This is a genomic window from Aeromonas encheleia (genome assembly GCF_900637545.1).
GTDB lineage: Bacteria > Pseudomonadota > Gammaproteobacteria > Enterobacterales > Aeromonadaceae > Aeromonas > Aeromonas encheleia.
In genome coordinates, this window is the sequence record NZ_LR134376.1 from 119,237 (window position 1) to 137,567 (window position 18,331).

Below are 18,331 nucleotides of genomic sequence, written 5' to 3' on the forward strand. Positions count from 1 at the left end.
TACAACAAGGGGGCGCAGGCCCCCTTGTTGTATCTGTCGGTTCGCCCGCACCTGGTTCAACTTAGTTCAACTCGGTGGGGTCTATATCCAGGCTCCAGCGCACCTTCTTGGTCTCGGGCCAGCCGTCCAGCTCCTTGACCGCCCAATCCAGCAGCTGCGCCAAGGGGGCCCGGTTAGGCCCCTGCACCAGCAGTTGCATCCTGAACTTGCCCGCCTTGCGCTCCATGAAGCCGCTGATGGGCCCCAGCACCTGCACATGGGGATACTGGGCGCTGCGCAGAGTCTCGGCGAGCCGGCCGAGGAACAGCTGCACCTCGTCGCGGCCGTTGGCCTCGGCCCGGAACAGCCCCTGATAGCTGAACGGCGGCAGCCCCAGCAGGCGGCGCTCTTTCAGCGCGGTGTCGGCGAAGTGACCGTAGCCGTTCTGGGTCAGATCCTGCAGCAGGGCGTGCTCAGGGTGGTGGCTCTGCAGCACCACCAGCCCTGGTTTGCTGGCACGACCGGCGCGGCCGGCCACCTGGGTGTAGAGTTGGGCCAGCTTCTCGGCGGCGCGAAAATCGGCGCTGAACAGGGCGCCATCCACGTCCAGCAGGCCGACTAGAGTCACATCCGGGAAGTGGTGGCCCTTGGCCAGCATCTGGGTGCCGATCAGGATCTTGTACTTGCCCGCCTTGATGTCGCCGAGATGGGTCTCCAGCTCGCCTTTACGGCGGGTGTTGTCCCGGTCGATACGGACCACAGGGTACTGGGGGAAAACGGTGGTGAGCAGCTGCTCAAGCTGTTCTGTGCCGACCCCGGAACCGATCAGCTCGTTGCTGCCGCACTCCGGGCAGTGGTGGGGCAGCGGGCGTATGCTGTCGCAGTGGTGGCAGTGCAGCCGGCGCCCGGCCTGATGCCAGGTGTACCAAGCGTCGCAGCGTTCGCAGGCGGCGCTCCAGCCGCACTGGTGGCAGATAAGCGACGGGGCATAGCCGCGGCGGTTGAGAAACAGCATCACCTGGTTGCCGGCCGCCAGGTGCTCCGCCATCAGCTGCTCCAGCTGGGGGGAGAGCCCGGCCTGCAGCCGCACGCTCTTGATGTCGAGGATCACCTGGCGGGCGGTCTGGGCGTTGCCGGCGCGCCGCGTCAGGCTGAGGTGGTGATACTTGCCGCTCTTGGCGTTGTGCAGCGTCTCCAGCGAGGGGGTGGCCGAGCCGAGCAGGATGGGGATGCCGGCGCGATGGGCCCGCATCACCGCGAGATCCCGGGCGTGGTAGCGGAAACCGTCCTGCTGCTTGAAGGAGCCGTCGTGCTCCTCGTCGATGATGATGATGCCGAGATCCTTGAACGGGGTGAACACCGCGGAGCGGGTGCCGATCAGGATGGCGGCGCCGCCATCGCGGCAGGCGAGCCAGGCATCGAGCCGCTCCCGATCGTTCATGGCGGAGTTCATCGCCACCACGGGCACCTGGAAGCGGCGCCGGAAGCGGTTGATGGTCTGGGGGGTGAGGCCTATCTCCGGCACCATCACCAGCGCCTGCTTGCCCGCCCTGAGCAGGGGCTCGAGGATGCTTAAGTACACCTCGGTCTTGCCGGAGCCGGTGATGCCGTCCAGCAGGAAGGCGCCGAACTGGTCGCCCTGACTGGTGATGGCGGAGACCGCCAGCGCCTGCTCGCCGTTGAGGCGCAGCCCCTCACCCGCCTCGAACCGGCTCGCCCAGTCCCCCTCATGACTCGGCTCCAGGCTGCGTCTCTCCAGCAGCCCCTTCTTCTCCAGCGCGGTGAGCGCCGCACTCTGGATCTCCTCCTGCTTGAGCGCGGAGGGGGTCTGCGGCCCCTTGCGCAGCAGGGCCAGGGCCTGCTGCTGCTTGGCGGCGCGCTTGAGCTCGTTGAGATCGATCGCCATCCCGGCTTCGGTGGCAAACCAGAACTCCAGCTCCCGGTAGGCGGCGGGCTCGCCCTTGCGCACCAGCACCGGCAGGGCGTGGGGCAGCACCTCGCCCAGCGGATGCTGGTAGTAGTTGGCACTCCACTCCATCAACGCCAGTATGTCCGGGCCCAGCACAGGCGCGCTGTCCAGCACCCGTTTGATGGGTTTGAGCTTGGCGCGGGGCACCTGACTCTCGCCAGGATGGGCCACCACCAGGCCGACCAGGGTCTGGGGGCCGAAGGGGATCTCGACCCGACAACCGGGCGCAGGCAGGGGCAAGGGGGAGAGATAGTCGAAATGACGGCGTAAGGGTACCGGCACAGCGACACGAACCAGATCAAGCGTTTGCGATGAATCCACCAGGGGTTGCCTATTTTTTCTGCGAAGCCACTTGCCTGAACTCAGGCATTTCCTATATTATTCGCAGCCTTTGAAACTGTGTTCAACAATCGTGTGGTGTCCGACAAGAGATCGGATGGCGACACGGCCTGATAATCGAGGTTGTCCATGAAAGCTAATATCCATCCTGAGTACGTCGCCATCACCGCCAAGTGCTCTTGCGGTAACGTCATCAACACTTTCTCTACCCTGGGTAAAGATCTGAGCCTGGACGTGTGTTCCGCGTGCCACCCGTTCTATACCGGCAAGCAGAAAGAAGTTTCTAGCGGCGGCCGCGTAGACAAGTTCAACAAGCGTTTCGGTGGTCTGACTGCCAAGAAGTAATCTTACTTCTGAAGAATTCTGAAAAAGGCGCCCATCGGGCGCCTTTTTTATTGGTTGGCGTTCTGTATTGAAGCGGTTTGCCCTATGGTGTTGGCTCAATCATGGGAGAAGAACAGATGCGCACATGTCTGGTGATGGGGGCGGCCGGTTATATCGGATCTTATCTGGTGCCCCACCTGCAAACGCTGGGCTACCGGGTCATCGCCGGGGCCCGCCGCCCCTGCCGGCTGCCGGAGGGGGTCGAGTTTCGCCTCGCCGACAGCCTCAAGCCCATCACCCTGCTGCCCGCCCTGGCCGGGGTCGACACCGTCTTCTATCTGGTGCACGCCATGGGTGCCGGCGCGGGTTTCCACCGGCTGGAGCAGCAGGGGGTGAAGAACTTCGCCGCCGCCGCCCGCGCCGCCGGGGTGCGCCGCATCATCTATCTGGGCGCCATCCAGCCGGAGCGCTGCAACAGCCGCCACCTCAACTCCCGCCGCCATTGTGGCGAGCTGTTTCGCGAGGCGGGGGTGCCGACGGTGGAGCTGCGGGCCGGCATCATCATAGGGCCAGGCTCCGCCGCCTTCGAGGTGATGCGGGATCTGGTGTTCAACCTGCCGATGATGGTCACCCCCAAGTGGGTGCGCTCCCGCACGCCGCCCATCGCCTTGTCCAACCTGCTGCACTACCTGGGCGGGCTGGTGGAGGCCGAGGGGGTGGATGGCCTGGTGCTGAACGCCGTGGGCCCCGAGCTGCTCAGCTATCAGCAGCAGTTGCAGAAGTTCGCCGCCCATATCGGCAAGCGCTTCCCGGTCATCCCCATCCCCTTCCTGAGTCCAAGGCTCTCCGCCTGGTGGCTGCAATTCGCCACCTCGGTGCCCCAGCCGGTGGCCAAGGCGCTGGTGGGTGGCCTCAAGCACGACATCCCGGCCGAGGGGGGCCAGCTGCAGAGCCTGCTGCCCCAGACCCTGCTCAGCTTCGACGAGGCGCTGACCGAGACCCTGGCGCTGGAGCAGCGGCTAGGGGCCGAGCAGCAGGGGGAGGAGACGCCGCTGGGCCTGCGCTGGCGCCATCCCGAATACGGTTTCTATGATCGCACCGCCAGCGGGGAGGCGGTCTGCCTCGCCGGCCCTGAGGTGGTGTGGCAGGTGCTGCAGCAGCTGGGGGGCGAGCAGCGCTACTTCTACATGAACGAGCTGTGGGTGGTGCGCGAATGGATGGATCACCTGATCGGTGGCCCGGCCCGCACCCGCGGCCGCACCAACCCGGATCGCTTCGTGAAGGGGGACATGCTGGACTCCTGGCAGATCCTCGGGGTGGACGAGGGGCGCAGGCTGGATCTGCTGTTCAACATGAAGGCCCCCGGGGTGGGGCGGCTGGAGTTCAACATCTTGCCGGAGGAGTCCGGCCTGACCCGGCTCAAGGTGACCGCCCACTGGCATCCGCAGGGCGCCTGGGGGCTGGCCTACTGGCTCGCCATGCTGCCGTTCCACCTGTTCATCTTCCAGGGGATGACGGAGGCCATCGCCCGTCAGGCGGAGGCGCGGGCCGGCATACCCGTGATGGACTGAAACCATATCTATAACTAAATAGGTATTTGTAGCTGGTGCGACATGCTAATAACTGGCGTGTCAGTGGCTCGTGGCAATACTTTCTACTGTGAAAGCCCGCTGGTTTTCTTTATGATCCCCAGCCCTCGCCGTCGGCGAGCCATGCACCACTACATTCATTTCCGTATCGGGGTCCCCCATGTCCGATCTGCGTCAGCAAGCGCTCGATTACCACGCCCAGCCCGTTCCCGGCAAGATTGCCATCGCCCTCACCAAGCCTGCCGAAACCGCCCATGATCTGGCGCTGGCCTACAGCCCGGGCGTCGCCGAGCCGGTGCGCGAGATCGCCGCCAACCCGGAAGATGCCTACCGCTACACCGGCAAGGGCAATCTGGTGGCCGTCATCTCCAACGGCACCGCCATCCTGGGGCTGGGCAATCTGGGCCCGCTGGCCTCCAAGCCGGTGATGGAGGGCAAGGCCCTGCTGTTCAAGCGCTTCGCCGGCATCGACGCCATCGACATAGAGGTCAAGCACGAGACCAGCGCGCAGTTCATCGACACTGTGGCGGCCATCGCCGACACCTTCGGTGGCATCAACCTGGAAGACATCAAGGCGCCGGAGTGCTTCGAGATCGAGCAGGCGCTGATCGCCCGTTGCGACATCCCGGTGTTCCACGATGATCAACACGGCACCGCCATCGTCACCGCCGCCGGCCTGCTCAACGCGCTGGAAGTGCAGGGCAAGCGCATCGAGCAGAGCCGCATCGTCTGCATGGGCGCCGGCGCGGCCGCCACCGCCTGCATGGATCTGCTGATCAAGTGCGGCGCCCGCCCCGAGCACATCTTCATGCTGGATCGGCAGGGGGTGATCCACAGCGGTCGCACCGACCTGAACCAGTACAAGCAACGTTTCGCCAACGACACCCCACTGCGCACCCTGATGGAGGCGATCGAGGGGGCCGATGTGTTCGTCGGCGTCTCGGGCCCGGACGTGTTGCCGGCCGAGGCGGTGGCCCTGATGGCGCCGCGCCCGGTGATCTTCGCCTGCTCCAACCCGGATCCCGAGATCAAGCCCGCCCTGGCGCACTCGGTGCGCAGCGATCTCATCATGGGCACGGGTCGCTCCGACTATCCGAACCAGATCAACAACGTCATCTGCTTCCCCTTCATCTTCCGCGGCGCGCTGGACGCCCGCGCCAGCCGCATCAACGACGCCATGAAGATCGCCGCGGTGGAGGCCATTCGCGGCCTGGTCAAGGAGCCGGTGCCGGCCGAGGTGCTGACTGCCGCCGGGGTGAGCGAGCTGTGCTTCGGCAAGGATTACGTCATTCCCAAGCCGATGGATGCCCGCCTGTTGCCGCGGGTGGCCCGTGCCGTGGCGCTGGCCGCGGTCGAGTCGGGGGTGGCCCGCGTCGCGTTGCCGGCGGACTACATGCTGGACTGAATCGCGGAGCGGGCCCCAGGCTCGCCAGCGGTAACAACAGAAGGGGCCCCGTATTGGGGCCCCTTCTCGTTAAGGCAAAGCCGAACTGTTGCTATCAGGCCTTGGGGGTTGCAGCCGTGGGTTTGGTCTTGGTGGTAGGCGCGACGGCGGTGTGGGCTGCCTTGTGGTGGTGTTTTTTCACGACCTTGGTCTGAGTCGCATGGGTGGCCGGCGTCGCCGGGGTGGCGGTGGCGGCCATGGTGAAGCCGGAGGTCAGGGCGAAGACAGCGGCCAGACTCAGGGGGATCAGCTTGTTCATATTCCAGTTCCTCGTTCGGGTTGATGGTATGGAGCTTTTCTCCATGGCTTCATCCTAGGGCTGTTCCCGATCCGCTTCAGTGAGTGGCTGGTGACGGTTTGTATCCAAATGTACCGGCAGCCGCAGGCAGAAGCAGGCGCCGCTCGCCGCAGGCAACAGCTGCACCTCGCCGCCGTGGTGGCGGGCGATGCTGCGCACTATGGCGAGCCCGAGTCCGGCCCCGCCGGTGCGCCTGTCCCGGCTCTGATCCAGCCGCACGAAGGGCTCGAAGATCTGGGGCGCGAGCGCGGGCTCTATGCCGGGGCCGTCGTCGCTCACCATCAGCAGATAGTCATCCTGTTGCCGCGCCATGCTCAGGCTCACCCGGCCGGCCGCGTGGCGCAGGGCATTGCCGATGAGGTTCTCCAGCGCCCGCTCCAGCAGCCTGGCATCCCCCCGCCAGGGCAGTGGCCCCGGGGGGATAGTGAAGTCGAGTCGCTTGTCCGGCCGCAGGGCCTGCCAGTCCCCCAGCCGTTCCCGGGCCCAGCCACCCAGCTCCAGCTCGCTGCACTGCAGCGGCAGGGACGGGCGATCGAGGCGGGCGTAGGTGAGCATCTCCTCGATGAGGGAGTCCAGCGCCCCGAGGTCGCGCTCCAGCCCCTGCCGATCCGCCTCGCTCGGCGGCGGCTCCAGCATGGCGAGCCGGTAGCGCAGCCTGACCAGGGGGGTGCGCAGCTCGTGGGCGATGGCGTCGGTCAGCTGCTTGCGGCTGGCCAGCATGGCCTGCAACTGCTCGGCCATCTGATCGAAGGTGCGGCCGACCCTGGCCAGGCTGCTGCCGGCGGGCAGGCCGGTGCGGCTGGAGAGATCGCCGTCGCCGACCCGGCGCGCGGTCTGCTCCAGTTGCTGCAGGCCGCGCCAGTGGGGCCGCAGCCAGAGCAGGATGGGCAGGCCGAGGGAGAGGCCGATGAGCAGCAGCAGGCCCACGTCGACCCAGTGCAGCTCGTGCAGGTAGGAGAGATAGGGCACGGGGCCGACGATCAGCACCTGATCGGTCTTGGGAATGCGCTGCAGGAAGGTGTCGTCCTCCTCGACGATGACGATGTTGCCCGCCTCGAGGAAGGCCTGATCGTCGCTGGCCAGCGGCTGGTTGGCGAGGGGCCCTATCTGCAGCGGCAGGTTGAGCTGACGGCTCTGCTCCGCCATGCGGGCGGGCCAATGCTCGGCCGGCAGCCGTGCCAGCTCGCCGGTGAGCAGGCCGAGGGAGCCTTGCATCATGCGTTCAAGATAGCGGTCACCGGCCCGCTCGGCGCTGACCTGATAGACCAGGCCGATCAGCAGGATGGCGAGGCCGAAGCAGCCGATCAGCAGCAGGTAGAACTGGATAAACAGGCGACGCATTGGCGCTCTCCCTGTGGGCAGAAGTGGGGGCTGGCCGTCGGCACTGGGCCGCCAGGCGCCCGATCAGTCCCAGGCCTGGGGGACCAGCAGATAACCCTTCTGGCGCACCGTCTTGATCCGGGTCGGGTTGTTGGGGTCATCCCCCAGCCGGCGCCGCAGGCGGGAGATGGCGACGTCCATGCTGCGATCCTGACCGTCGTAGTCGCGCCCCCGCAGGCTGCGAAACAGCGCTTCCCGCCCCAGGATCTGGCCGGCGTGGCAGGCCAGCTCCCACAGCAGATCGAAGTCGGCGGTGGAGAGCGGGATGCTGGTGCCAGCCAGCCGCACGTCCCGGCCCGGGCCGTCGATCTGCAGGCGGCCGAACTGCAGGCGCTGGGGCGGCGCGCTGGGCACGGCCGCGGCCGGCGCCCCCTGCTGGCGGAACTGGACCCGCAGCCGGGCCAGCAGCACGGGCGGTGGCGTGGTCTTGAGGATGTAGTCGTTGGCCCCGAGCTCCAGGCTGAGGATCTGGTTCATGTCGCTGTCGAGCGAAGTGAGCATGACGATGGGGCCCTGGAAGCGCGGCCGCAGATCCCGGCACAGGGAGAGGCCGTCCTGACCCGGCAGCATGATGTCGAGCAGCACCAGATCCGGCTGCTCGGCCAGGACTCTGGCCAGCGCCAGATCGCCTCTGGTCTCCAGCAGGACCTCGATATCGTGGCGGCCCAGCCAGCTGCTGATGAGCTGGCCTATCTCGGGATCATCTTCAACAAAGAGAACGCGTGGCATGGTGGCGTGACACCCCGGCAATGGCGCGGATGCGCGTGCCGCCAGCATAACGGCTCCCCCCGCTCTCTGCACCGGGATAAATAATCAAACAGGGCCCTTGGGCCCTGTCGTCATATTGGTTGCTGCCGCCTGCGTTATCTCGCCTTGCGCTTCAAGTAGACCCCGGCTTCCATATGATGGGTCCAGGGGAACTGGTCGAACAGCGCGAAGCGGGCGATCTCGTGGGTCTCGCCGAGGACCTGCATGTTGGCCTGCAGGGTCTCGGGGTTGCAGGAGATGTAGAGGATGTTGTCGTACTCCTGCACCAGCTTGACGGTGGCGTCGTCGAGCCCGGCGCGGGGCGGGTCGACGAAGATGGTGTTGCACTGGTAGCTCGCGAGATCGACCCCCTTGAGGCGGTTGAACTCCCGCTCGCCGCGCATCGCCATGGTGAACTCCTCCGCCGACATGCGCAGTATGATGACGTTGTCCACCCCGTTGGCGGCGATGTTGAATTGGGCGGAATCCACGCTCGGCTTGGCGATCTCGGTGGCCAGCACCTTGCGGAAGTTCTGGGCCAGGGCGATGGAGAAGTTGCCGTTGCCGCAGTAGAGCTCCAGCAGGTCACCGTCGCTCCCCCTGGTCACGTCCAGCGCCCAGCCCAGCATCTGCTGGTTAATCTCGGCGTTGGGCTGGGTGAAGCTGTTCTCCACCTGTTGGTAGATGAGTTGGCGGCCCTGCACCGTCAGCTGCTCGATGACGAACTCCTCCCCCAGGCAGATCTTCTGCTTGTGGGCGCGGCCGATCAGTCGCAGATCGAAGCCCTTGGCGCGCAGCTCGGCCTGCAGCGCCGCGGCGGCCGGTTGCCACTCCGCCTCGAGCCGACGGTGATAGAGCAGGCTGACACACAGCTGGCCGGATAGGGTGGAGAGGTAATCGATCTGGAACAGCTTCTTGCGCAGCACCGGGTGCGGGCGCAGGCCCTCGAGCAGCACCGGCATCAGCTGGTTGATGAGGCGGCTGGCGGTGGGGAACTGCTCGACCCGGATGATCTCCTTGGTAGCCGGGGCATACATGCAGTGGAAGAGGTCATCTCCCTCGTGCCAGATGCGGAACTCGGCGCGCATCCGGTAGTGCTCGGCGGGCGAGGCATGCACCTCCAGCGCGGGTGGATTGCAAGCGGCGAACAGCTCGGTGAGGCGGGCGCTCTTCTCGTCGAGCTGGGCCTGGTAGTCGGCGGGGGTCCGCTGGGATTGGGTCATTGATACCTCGCATGCACCGGGCAGGGCCGGACAGAAACCGGGGGAAGGCCAGAGGCCATCCAAAGGGGCCAGATTGTAAAAGCCAGCCGCAGATTCTCCAAGTTTTTATGGTCAAGAAGTGTGCAGTCAGGCCGATAACCGATCCACCACCATGGCGGGAGGAAGGATTATGCAGATAGATGGCGTGGGCGCGGCCCAACCCAAGGGAGTGGGTGCCTCCCCCAAGGCACCTCAGCAGGCGGCGGCAAAGCAGGCGGAGGAGGGGGAGGCGGTCACCCTGAACCGGCCGCCCAAGTGGGCGCAGGTGCTGATCCAGCAGGCGCTGCAGTTCACGCTTGAGCTCCATGGCCAGCGCTATCAGGCGCCCAAGAATCAGGAGTTCAAACTGAACCCGCCGGAGCCGATCACCCCGGAGACCCTGTTCGACTTCCAGTCGGTGGCGGACAACGTGCTGCAATTTGTCAGCGGGCGGTTGGGGGCAGCGCGCTCGGATGGCAAGAGCGATGACGAGCTGGCCGAGATGATGGCGCAGGCGCGCAAGGGGGTCGACATGGGCTTCAGCGGCGCCAGGGAGCAGCTCGGCGACTGGGCCACCGACAACGAGGAGATCAAGACCGGCATCGATAAGAGCTACAAGCTGATCCAGGATGGGTTGGAGTCCTTCGAGCAGGAGTTCTTCGGCGAGGTCTCGACCACGGATCTGGGGGCGGCCAAGATGGCCAGCCGGCAGCAGGCCTTCCTCGAGATAGAGACCCGGGATGGGGACCAGCTGATGCTGCGCTTCAGCGACAGCTGGCAGTTCAAGTCCCGCCGTGAGGAGGGCTTCAGCCTGAAGTCGAGCCAGAGCTTCGACTTCTCGCTGCAAGGGGCGCTCAGCGGCGACGAGATGGAGGCCATCGGCAAGCTGGTCAAGGGGTTGGACGACCTGGCCGGCCAGTTCTTCGGCGGGGATGACAAGACGCTGGCGGACAGGCTGAGCGCGCTGCAACTGGATGACAGCCAGCTGGCCTCTTACTCCCTCAAGTTCAGGCAGAGCAGCAAGCTGAGCCAGGCCTATCAGGGGGCTCACTCGCTGCAGGAGAGCCTGAAGCCGCTGGCGGACTATCTGCCCCTGCTGGGCCAGTGGCAGCGAGGGGCCGATGCCGCGCTGCCTGCTTCCTCCCAGCAGGCGCTGACGCCGGCGGTGCTGGCGGCGCGGGGTCAGACCGATCCGGCCCAGAGTGCGGGCTTTGTCGGCTTCAATCAGCGGATGCTGGAGGCCATGAGACTGCTCGGCCAGCAGATGGCGACGAGCTAGCCTGGCGCCATCGGCCCTGCCGACCCTGGGTACGGGTCGTTTGCCAGTCCGGGCCCGGGCTGGCAAACTGCCCTTTTCTCCAGCCAGAAGATGCCATGAACCCCAAGAAACCGAGAGACAAGCGCGAGCTCTGCTACCCCTTCATCTTCGAGACTCAGTTCCAGTGCGACTACGAGATCGCCACCGACGAGCTCTGCTGTCAGGTGGGGGCCGTGCTGGCGCAGCTGGCACCCAAGGCCGATACCGAGGCCATGCTGGCCGATCTGGGGGCCCTGCAGCGGCTCATCTACAACCTCAACGGCTCGGTGCGCGGCAAGCTGGGGATCTTCGAGGCGGATCTGGACTGGTTGAAGGGGCGTTACGATCACTACAACGAGGCGAGTCGTGGCCGGGTCACCGGCTTCGTGCTGCCCCAGGGGCCGCAACCCATCCCCACCCTGCATCTGTGCCGTTGCGGCAGCAAGAAGGTGGTGCGGCTGCTGGTGCGACTGGAGGAGAGCGGCGTGCGCTTCGATCCCATCCTCTACCGCTTCGCCAACCTGCTCGCGAACTTCTTCTTCGTGCTGACCGTCTACCTCAAGCAGGCCTGGGACGTGCCGGAAGTACCCTACGTCAGCATCAACTACTGAGCCTGAGCGCCAACAAAAACCGGAGCATCTGCTCCGGTTTTTTTTATCTCAGCTCGAGAGCAGCACCCTGGCCGAGTTGGCCGGGATGGTGAGTTGCAGCTGGCCCTGCACCACCTCGAACTTGTCGCCGTTGAAGGCGTCGGTGAAGCGGCTGGCGGGGCTGGCGGTCTGCCACAGGGGCAGGCTGATGGTGCGCGGTTCGGTGGGGTGGCGGTTGCAGGCCACCACCACCTGATCGCTCTGCAGGGTGCGGACGAACACATAGCTGTGGGGGCCGGCGTAGAGGGTCTGGATGTCCCCCCGGCGCAGGGCGGGCCGCTGCTTGCGCAGCTGGATCAGGCGCCGATAGTGATCGTGCAGCACATGATCCCAGTCGGTGGTCTCCCAGGGGAAGCAGCGCCGGCAGTCCGGATCGTTGCCACCGGAGAGGCCCACCTCGTCGCCGTAGTAGATGGACGGTACGCCTATGTAGGTGAGCAGCAGGGTGGCAGCCAGCCGCATGCGCTGCTTGTCCTCCCCCAGCAGGTGGAGGAAGCGGGCGGTGTCGTGGCTGTCCAGCAGGTTGAACTGGGCCAGCTGGTTCTTGAACGGGATGTGGGCCCGCGCCAGCTTGAGCCAGCTGTCCAGCTCCTCGGCGCTGATCCTGATGGGGTGATAGGCGATGTCCTGCGCCGCCAGGAAGGCGCGAATGGGGTGGGCGAAGCCGTAGTAGTTCATGGCGCCGTCCTCCTGATCCCCCTGCAGCCACTGGCTCGCCTCGAAGAAGTGCTCGCCGAGCACGTAAGCGTCCGGGTTCTCCTGCTTCACTGCGCCGCGAATGGCGCGCACGTGGCCGCGGTTGCCCATGGCCGTGCCACGTTCCCCCAGCATGTGGATGACGTCGAAGCGCCAGCCGTCGATCTGGTAGGGGGTGCGCATCCAGTAGCGCAGGATGGCGTTGTCGGCGCGATAGACGGCGTCCTGCACCTGGGCGCTGGCGAAGTCGAGCTTGGGCAGGCTGCGGATCCCCTTCCAGCTGACGTAATCCCCCTCCTGATCGAAGGTGTAGAAGCTGCGCCAGGGGGAATCCGGGTTGCTCTTGGCCCCCAGCGGCGGGCAGAACCAGGGGTGTTCGGTCGAGGTGTGGTTGACCACGGCATCCAGGATGATCCTCATGCCGCGCTGATGCAGGTTGCGGGTCAGCTCGGCGAACTGGGCATTGCTGCCGAGGTGCGGGTCGACGCCGTAGTAGTCCTGGGTGTCGTACTTGTGGTTGCTCGGCGAGTCGAAGATGGGGTTGAGGTAGAGCGCCGTGATGCCGAGGGACTGCAGGTAGTGCAGCTTGGCATCGATGCCCGCCAGATCGCCGCCGTAGAATTCACAGGCGGCATGGCCCTCCTCGTGCCGGCTGACCGGCTCTCCCCAGGCCTTGCTGATGACGGCCTTGCCCCGGTATTCGTACTCGTGATGACGCACGCTGAGGGAGGGGTCGCCGTTGCAGAAGCGGTCGGGGAAGATCTGGTAGAACACCTGATCCTGTACCCAGGCCGGCGGCTGATGCAGGCTGTTGAAGCGAAAATGCTGCTCGCGCGGCGGCATGGCGGCGCTGACACCGGCCCCGTGCAGCCACCACTGCTGCTCATCGGTGAGGCACTTGAAGCAGTAGAGGTGGATGTCCTGCCCCCTGGCCAGCGGCAGCTCGACCTGCCAGACCTGCAGCCGATCCCGGGTCGAGACCGGGGTCATGGCCAGCAGGTACTCCTCGTTGTCCGGCTCGTGGCGCAGCCACACCTCCCGGATCGGGCTGTCCAGCTCGCTGAACAGGGTGAGCAACAGGGCATCGGCACGCTCTTTGAACCAGGGTGCCACCTGGGGGTGAAACAGGAAGGGAGGAGTCATGATGTCTACTGCGTCAGAAGGTCGGCGAGGGCCATATTACTACCCTGTTCGTGAAGTTGTGGGTGTTGACCGACCAGAGTGAGACGGGGATCGGACCCGCTCTGGTCGGCCACCGTGGATCTACTGGGTCAGCAAGTCGGCGAGGGCATTGCCCTGTTCATGGAGCTGTTCGAGCTGGTCCGCCAGGGTGCTGGGATCCAGCCCGAGCTGGTCGGCGAGCGGCGTGGGGAAGCGGGCTATGATGGCCTGGGCCGGCACCCCGGCATGCCAGGCGAAGGAGACGAAGACGGCGAGCCGGATCAGCACCGCCTCCTTGCTGACCGGCTGATAGGAGAGCGGGTCCAGCTGCTGGGAGATGGCGTCGACGAAGGATGCCGACAGGTTCCAGCGCCGCGCCAGCTCGGCGCCGAGCTGGGCGTAGTCGTAGCCCAGCATCTCCCGCTGGGCCTCGACCCGGCTGCTGCCCTTCTCGATGGCCAGGCTGATGAGCTCGGCCTCCTCCGGCAGGGTGCTCTGGATGAGCAGTTCGCCGATGTTGTGGATCAGCGCGCAGGTGAAGGCGGTCTCCGCATCCACCACCTTGGTCTGCAGGGCCAGGGTGCGGGCTATGGTGGCGACCTGGAAGGTCTGGGTCCAGAAGCGGTTCTTGTCGAAGCTGGGGGGGGCCTTGAAGCTGCTGATGATGCCGGAGGCGACCACCACGGAGCGCAGCCGGTTGAAGCCGAGCCGGATCACCGCCTGCTCGATGGAGGTGACCTCGTTGCCCCGGCGCAGGGCGGCCGAGTTGGCCATTCGCAGCACCTTGACGCTGATGACCTGGTCCATGGCGATCTTGGCCGCGATCTCGTCGATGCGGGCATTCTCGTCGCTGAAACTCAGCATCAGTTCGTGCAGTAGCTGCGGGATTGTGGGCAGTTGCTTGATCTTGCCAAACAGGCGATCCATCGACATGGCTGAGGCAGCCTCCATTGCGAACAGTGCCTCATAGTGTGCCACAGGCTGGCCAGTTGTTCCTGTCGGCGAGTGGTTTTGTGAGCCCTAGTACACCCAATCGCGCAGCTGGTATTCCAAACGGTGCCGTTTCCCCTGCAGGATCAGGGTCTGGGGAGTCCCGCTCAGGCTGGCTCCCTCCATCAGGGTAACGATGACCGCCTGCTCTATGCTGTCGAGCTGGGGCTGGCAGGCCATGGCCGTGCTGCCGAGGCTGGTGACCCAGAATCTGTTGCCCTCGAGGTGGCCCTGGCCGAAGTAGCGGTTGCAACCGGCGATGCCGTTGACGGTGAAGTGCTCACCTATCTCGATATCGGGCGGGTTGATGCGGGCGCTGGCGATGGGCTGACCATCCAGCTTGTCGAGCACCCAGTGGTGGTGCTGCAGATCTTGCTGGACGAAGACGGGAGTACTGCTGCAGGCGCTGAGCAGAAGCAGGGCGAGCAGCAGTAGCAGAAATCTGGGCATCGAAGGGGCTCCGGTGATGGGAGCGACAAGCATACCCTCGGCGCCGCCTGCGGGGCAGGGCGGCGGAGGGGGAGCCCGACTGCTTCTGTCGCCCTCATGGGCGGGGGGGTGTCGGCAAATGGCAACACTCGGTCCGGCTGAGCCTCGAATCCGGCAGCAGGGGCCCCAGCGGGCCCTCAGTTGGCGAACCGCCGCTCGGCATGACGGGCGAGGCCCGCGACCACCGAACCGACGTCTCCCCCTTCCAGCGCGTATGACAGGCAACTGCTGGAGGGCAGACTCGTTAGTTGGCGAACAGCCGCTCGGCGTAACGGGCGAGCCCCGCGGCCACCGAGCCGAAGTCATCCCCCCCTTCCAGCGGTATGGTTGGCAGTTTTTGGCGGATGAAGGCGGCGATCAGCGGCGAACGGGCGCTGCCGCCGGTGACGAAGATCCGATCCGGCTGCACGCCGGCGGCGGCAATGGCCTGATCCATCAGCTCGCCGATCTTCTCCAGCAAGGGCGCCGAGGCGCTGGCCAGCTGCTCGCGGCTGAGTTCCGCTTCCAGCCCCTTCTCCAGCTCGCTCAGGGATTGCTGATTGAGCTGGTGGTCGGACAGCGCGATCTTGCCCTGCTCGGCGCGCCACACCAGCTGGTGGCTCAGCTTGTGGGCGCGCAGGCAGGCGAGCCGCGCCAGCTTGCTGCCAGGCTGGCTGTCGAGCTGCAAGTCCTGCAGCTGGCGGGCGGTATCCAGGCTGTAGAAGCGGCTCTGGGCGCTGACGTCGTTGATGGCGGCCGCATCCCAGAACAGCGGATGGGGCAGCGGCTTGCCGGTCTTGAGGGTCTCGTGCATGCCGAGCAGCGGCATCATGCCCTCCACCGTCAGGCGGATGTCGAAGTCGTTGCCACCGACCCGCTGGCCGCTGTGGCCGAGCAGGTCGCCGCTGCGATCCAGCCGATCGCGATGGCTGGGGCCCATGCGCAGCATGGAGCAGTCGGTGGTGCCGCCGCCGATGTCCACCACCAGCACCACGGCATCCTCGCTGAGGCGGGCCTCGAACTCGAAGCCGGCCGCCACCGGCTCATAGAGAAACTCCACCTGCTCGAAGCCGGCCAGTCGGGCCGCCTCGGTCAGGATGGCGATGGCCTGGCGGTTGCTCTCCTCCCCCGCCAGCCCCTGGAAGTTGACCGGGCGGCCGATCACGGCGCCGCGCACCGGTTGGCCGAGCTGCTGCTCCGCCTCCTCGCGGACCCGCAGCATCATGGCGCAGACGATGTCCTCGAACAGGGCGATCTGGGGGGCCTTGAGGCCGTAGGCGCCGAGGAAGGACTTCGGCGACTTGATGTAGTAGCCGTCGTCCGGCTCCTCCAGGTAGCGCTCCAGCGCCGCATTGCCGAAGCTGAGCTCGTCGATGAGCCCCTCCTCGCGCATCTGGCGCCGTACCGCCTGGGCCCGGGTCACCACGGGGCCGCGCAGCTTGAGGTACTCGGTCTGCCGGGCAGGGGTCAGCCGTTCGGCCAACAGGCCGGCGATGGCATCCCTGTGGGGGGCGTGCAGGGTGGAGGGGAGGTAGCGGGAGCCTGACAGGGTCAGCAGCCGGGGGCTGCCTTGTTCCATCACGGCAACGGCGCAGTTGGAGGTACCGTAATCAAATCCGATAAACATGGGCGGCCAGGCTCCTGCATAAAAAAGGGCTGGTAGCCTACCCGAAGGCGCCGGGTCTCACAACCCGGCGCGCCTGAATGACGGACTAAATGCGAGGAATGCTTACTCCACCTCGTTGTCGCTGCGGCCCTGCTGCTCGATGGCCTGGACGTTGCTGAGGGTGGTATCGGCGATGGCGTGCAGCGCCTCCCGGGTCAGGAAGGCCTGGTGACCGGTGAACAGCACGTTGTGGCAGGCGGAGAGGCGACGGAACACATCGTCGGTGATCACCTCGTTGGACTTGTCGGAGAAGAAGAGATCTTCCTCCTCCTCGTATACGTCCAGCCCCAGGGCGCCGATGCGGGCGGTCTTGAGCGCCTCGATGGCGGCGTTGGAGTCGAGCAGGCCGCCGCGGCTGGTGTTGATGATCATCACCCCGTCCTTCATCTTGGCGAAGGCCTCCTTGTTCAGCAGGTGATAGTTCTCCTTGAACAGCGGGCAGTGCAGGCTGATGACGTCGGACTGGCGGAACAGGGTGTCGAGATCCACGTACTCGGCGCCGAGATCCAGCGCGGCCTGATTCGGATAGGGGTCGCTCACCAGCAGGCGCATGCCGAAGCCCTTGAGGATGCGCAGGGTGGCGATGCCTATCTTGCCGGTGCCGACGATGCCGGCGGTGCGGCCGTGCATGTTGAAGCCGACCAGCCCTTCCAGCGAGAAGTTGGCGTCGCGGGTGCGCTGGTAGGCCTTATGGATGCGGCGGTTGAGGGTCATCATCAGGCCGACCGCGTGCTCGGCCACTGCCTCCGGGGAGTAGGCGGGCACCCGCACCACCTTGAGCCCCAGCTCCTTGGCGGCGACCAGATCCACGTTGTTGTAACCGGCGCAGCGCAGGGCGATCACCTTGGTGCCGTTGGCGGCCAGTTCGGTCAGCACCGCCCGGTCGGCGTCATCGTTGACGAACAGGCAGACCACGGGGAAGTGGTGGGCGAGGCGGGCGGTCTTGGCTTCCAGCCGTACGTCGAAGAACTCCAGCTCGAAGCCGTACTGGCTGTTGGCCTGATTGAAGTGTTCCTTGTCATAGCTCTTGGTACTGAAAACGGCGACTTTCATGATGCGCTCTCCGCAGATATCGATGTAGTTAAATTACAACAGCTTGAGGTGTTGAGCACGGGATAAATGGTGGGGGATCAGCCCCAGGGCATGATGGGAACCGCACTCACCGCGCTCTTGTAAGAACCATCTACCAATTTGGTGCTGTAAGTCAGGTAGACCAGGGCGTTGCGCTTTTTGTCGTAAAAACGCACCACTTTCTGCTCCTTGAACACCAGGGAGGTGCTGACATCGAACACCTCTTCCCCCGCCTTCAACTTGGCGGGCAGGGTGATGGGGCCAATCTGGTGGCATGAGAGGGAGGCATGGGAGGGATCCTCCGCCAGCCCCAGCCCGCCCTTGACGCCGCCGGTCTTGGGGCGCGCCAGATAGCAGGCGACGCCATCGATGCGGGGATCGTCGAACGCCTCCACCAGGATCTTGTGGTTGGGGCCGACCAGCTTGAAGGCGGTGCTCACCTCGCCGACGGGGTCGGCCTTGTCCGCGAGGGCGGGGCCGGCGAGCAGGGCGACGAGCAGCAGCAGGGGATGACGGTACGACATTGAGACTCCTCCCGGCCTATCGGTAAGACAGGCCCAAACGACTGTAGAGACTGGCCAGCACCCAGGCGGGGCCGATCAGCAAGAATTGCAGGTCGGCGAGGAAGGAGGGGCGCTTGCCCTCGATCCGGTGGCCGACAAACTGGGCTATCCAGAGCAGCACGAACGCGACCAGCGCCGGCAGCAGCAGGGGCCCCTGCCACAGGGCGCAGGCCACCAGCCCCAGCGCGGTGAACCCTGCCATGCCCCAGAACAGGGGGCGTGACAGGCGCAGGTAGAACAGCAGCACCGGGATGGCCGCCAGTATTGCCCAGTTGAGCCCGAATGGCAGGGGCCCCCTCGGCAGGCACCAGAGCAGGGCGAGCCCGCACAGGTAGATGCCGGGGACCGCCACCTTGTGGATCGCCACATTGGTGGGGTGGCGGTGGCTCTGGCCATAGTCGCCGAACCAGTCATCGAGTCGTTTCATGGCACCTCCCTGGTGCTGTAAGTGAAACTCAT

The 18,331-nt window shown here is 65.7% G+C and carries 17 protein-coding genes; 5 read left to right on the forward strand and 12 right to left on the reverse strand.

Annotated features, from left to right (window positions below; all coding sequences use genetic code 11):
* Window positions 1-61: 61 nt before the first annotated feature.
* Window positions 62-2,269 (reverse strand): primosomal protein N', encoded by a 2,208-nt coding sequence (gene priA, locus EL255_RS00575; RefSeq protein WP_042654429.1) that lies wholly within the window; start codon window positions 2,267-2,269, stop codon window positions 62-64.
* A gap of 147 nt (window positions 2,270-2,416) precedes the next feature.
* Here priA and rpmE point away from each other — a divergent pair, with 147 nt between their 5' ends.
* From rpmE to EL255_RS00590, 3 genes are all read left to right on the forward strand, one after another.
* Window positions 2,417-2,632: a 50S ribosomal protein L31 gene (rpmE, locus tag EL255_RS00580; RefSeq protein WP_042654428.1), complete on the forward strand. Its 216-nt coding sequence runs from the start codon at window positions 2,417-2,419 to the stop codon at window positions 2,630-2,632.
* A gap of 116 nt (window positions 2,633-2,748) precedes the next feature.
* Window positions 2,749-4,182 carry a DUF2867 domain-containing protein gene (locus EL255_RS00585; RefSeq protein ID WP_042654479.1) on the forward strand — a complete coding sequence of 478 codons (1,434 nt, stop codon included), beginning with the start codon at window positions 2,749-2,751 and terminating at the stop codon, window positions 4,180-4,182.
* Window positions 4,183-4,360: 178 nt separating this feature from the next.
* On the forward strand, window positions 4,361-5,605 hold the full coding sequence (locus EL255_RS00590) for a malic enzyme-like NAD(P)-binding protein (protein WP_042654427.1): 1,245 nt from the start codon (window positions 4,361-4,363) through the stop codon (window positions 5,603-5,605).
* A gap of 94 nt (window positions 5,606-5,699) precedes the next feature.
* On the opposite strand, the gene EL255_RS00595 is transcribed toward EL255_RS00590, so the two are convergent.
* The 4 genes from EL255_RS00595 to trmA form a co-directional block, all read right to left on the reverse strand.
* Window positions 5,700-5,903: a hypothetical protein gene (locus EL255_RS00595; protein WP_042654426.1), complete on the reverse strand. Its 204-nt coding sequence runs from the start codon at window positions 5,901-5,903 to the stop codon at window positions 5,700-5,702.
* Window positions 5,904-5,957: 54 nt separating this feature from the next.
* The gene (gene rstB / locus EL255_RS00600) at window positions 5,958-7,283 is read right to left on the reverse strand and encodes a two-component system sensor histidine kinase RstB (RefSeq protein WP_042654425.1); all 1,326 of its coding nucleotides are present in this window, start codon (window positions 7,281-7,283) and stop codon (window positions 5,958-5,960) included.
* A gap of 63 nt (window positions 7,284-7,346) precedes the next feature.
* Window positions 7,347-8,051 (reverse strand): two-component system response regulator RstA, encoded by a 705-nt coding sequence (gene rstA / locus EL255_RS00605; RefSeq protein WP_042654478.1) that lies wholly within the window; start codon window positions 8,049-8,051, stop codon window positions 7,347-7,349.
* A gap of 134 nt (window positions 8,052-8,185) precedes the next feature.
* Complete coding sequence (gene trmA, locus EL255_RS00610) at window positions 8,186-9,292, reverse strand: tRNA (uridine(54)-C5)-methyltransferase TrmA (RefSeq protein WP_042654424.1); 1,107 nt, start codon at window positions 9,290-9,292, stop codon at window positions 8,186-8,188.
* A 169-nt stretch (window positions 9,293-9,461) separates the two neighbouring features.
* On the opposite strand from trmA, the gene EL255_RS00615 reads away from it, so the two are divergent.
* Together EL255_RS00615 and EL255_RS00620 are read left to right on the forward strand one after the other, a co-directional pair.
* Window positions 9,462-10,589 (forward strand): DUF5610 domain-containing protein, encoded by a 1,128-nt coding sequence (locus EL255_RS00615; protein WP_042654423.1) that lies wholly within the window; start codon window positions 9,462-9,464, stop codon window positions 10,587-10,589.
* Window positions 10,590-10,684: 95 nt separating this feature from the next.
* A complete protein-coding gene (locus tag EL255_RS00620; protein ID WP_042654422.1) occupies window positions 10,685-11,218 on the forward strand; it encodes an ATP--cob(I)alamin adenosyltransferase in 534 nt (177 codons plus the stop codon).
* A gap of 48 nt (window positions 11,219-11,266) precedes the next feature.
* On the opposite strand, the gene malZ is transcribed toward EL255_RS00620, so the two are convergent.
* The 7 genes from malZ to EL255_RS00655 all read right to left on the reverse strand — a co-directional run bounded on the left by malZ (window position 11,267) and on the right by EL255_RS00655 (window position 18,299).
* Entirely contained in the window at window positions 11,267-13,096 is a 1,830-nt protein-coding gene (gene malZ / locus EL255_RS00625; RefSeq protein ID WP_042654421.1) for a maltodextrin glucosidase, read from the reverse strand.
* 120 nt (window positions 13,097-13,216) lie between these two features.
* Entirely contained in the window at window positions 13,217-14,065 is an 849-nt protein-coding gene (locus tag EL255_RS00630) for an HDOD domain-containing protein (protein WP_042654420.1), read from the reverse strand.
* A 69-nt stretch (window positions 14,066-14,134) separates the two neighbouring features.
* Window positions 14,135-14,554 carry an META domain-containing protein gene (locus tag EL255_RS00635; protein ID WP_042654419.1) on the reverse strand — a complete coding sequence of 140 codons (420 nt, stop codon included), beginning with the start codon at window positions 14,552-14,554 and terminating at the stop codon, window positions 14,135-14,137.
* 283 nt (window positions 14,555-14,837) lie between these two features.
* Window positions 14,838-16,199, reverse strand: a complete 1,362-nt coding sequence (gene yegD / locus EL255_RS00640) for a molecular chaperone (RefSeq protein ID WP_042654418.1) — start codon at window positions 16,197-16,199, stop codon at window positions 14,838-14,840.
* A gap of 102 nt (window positions 16,200-16,301) precedes the next feature.
* Window positions 16,302-17,291: a 2-hydroxyacid dehydrogenase gene (locus EL255_RS00645; RefSeq protein WP_042654417.1), complete on the reverse strand. Its 990-nt coding sequence runs from the start codon at window positions 17,289-17,291 to the stop codon at window positions 16,302-16,304.
* Window positions 17,292-17,368: 77 nt separating this feature from the next.
* Window positions 17,369-17,833 (reverse strand): CreA family protein, encoded by a 465-nt coding sequence (locus EL255_RS00650; protein WP_042654416.1) that lies wholly within the window; start codon window positions 17,831-17,833, stop codon window positions 17,369-17,371.
* 16 nt (window positions 17,834-17,849) lie between these two features.
* Entirely contained in the window at window positions 17,850-18,299 is a 450-nt protein-coding gene (locus tag EL255_RS00655; protein ID WP_042654415.1) for an Mpo1 family 2-hydroxy fatty acid dioxygenase, read from the reverse strand.
* Window positions 18,300-18,331: the final 32 nt, after the last annotated feature.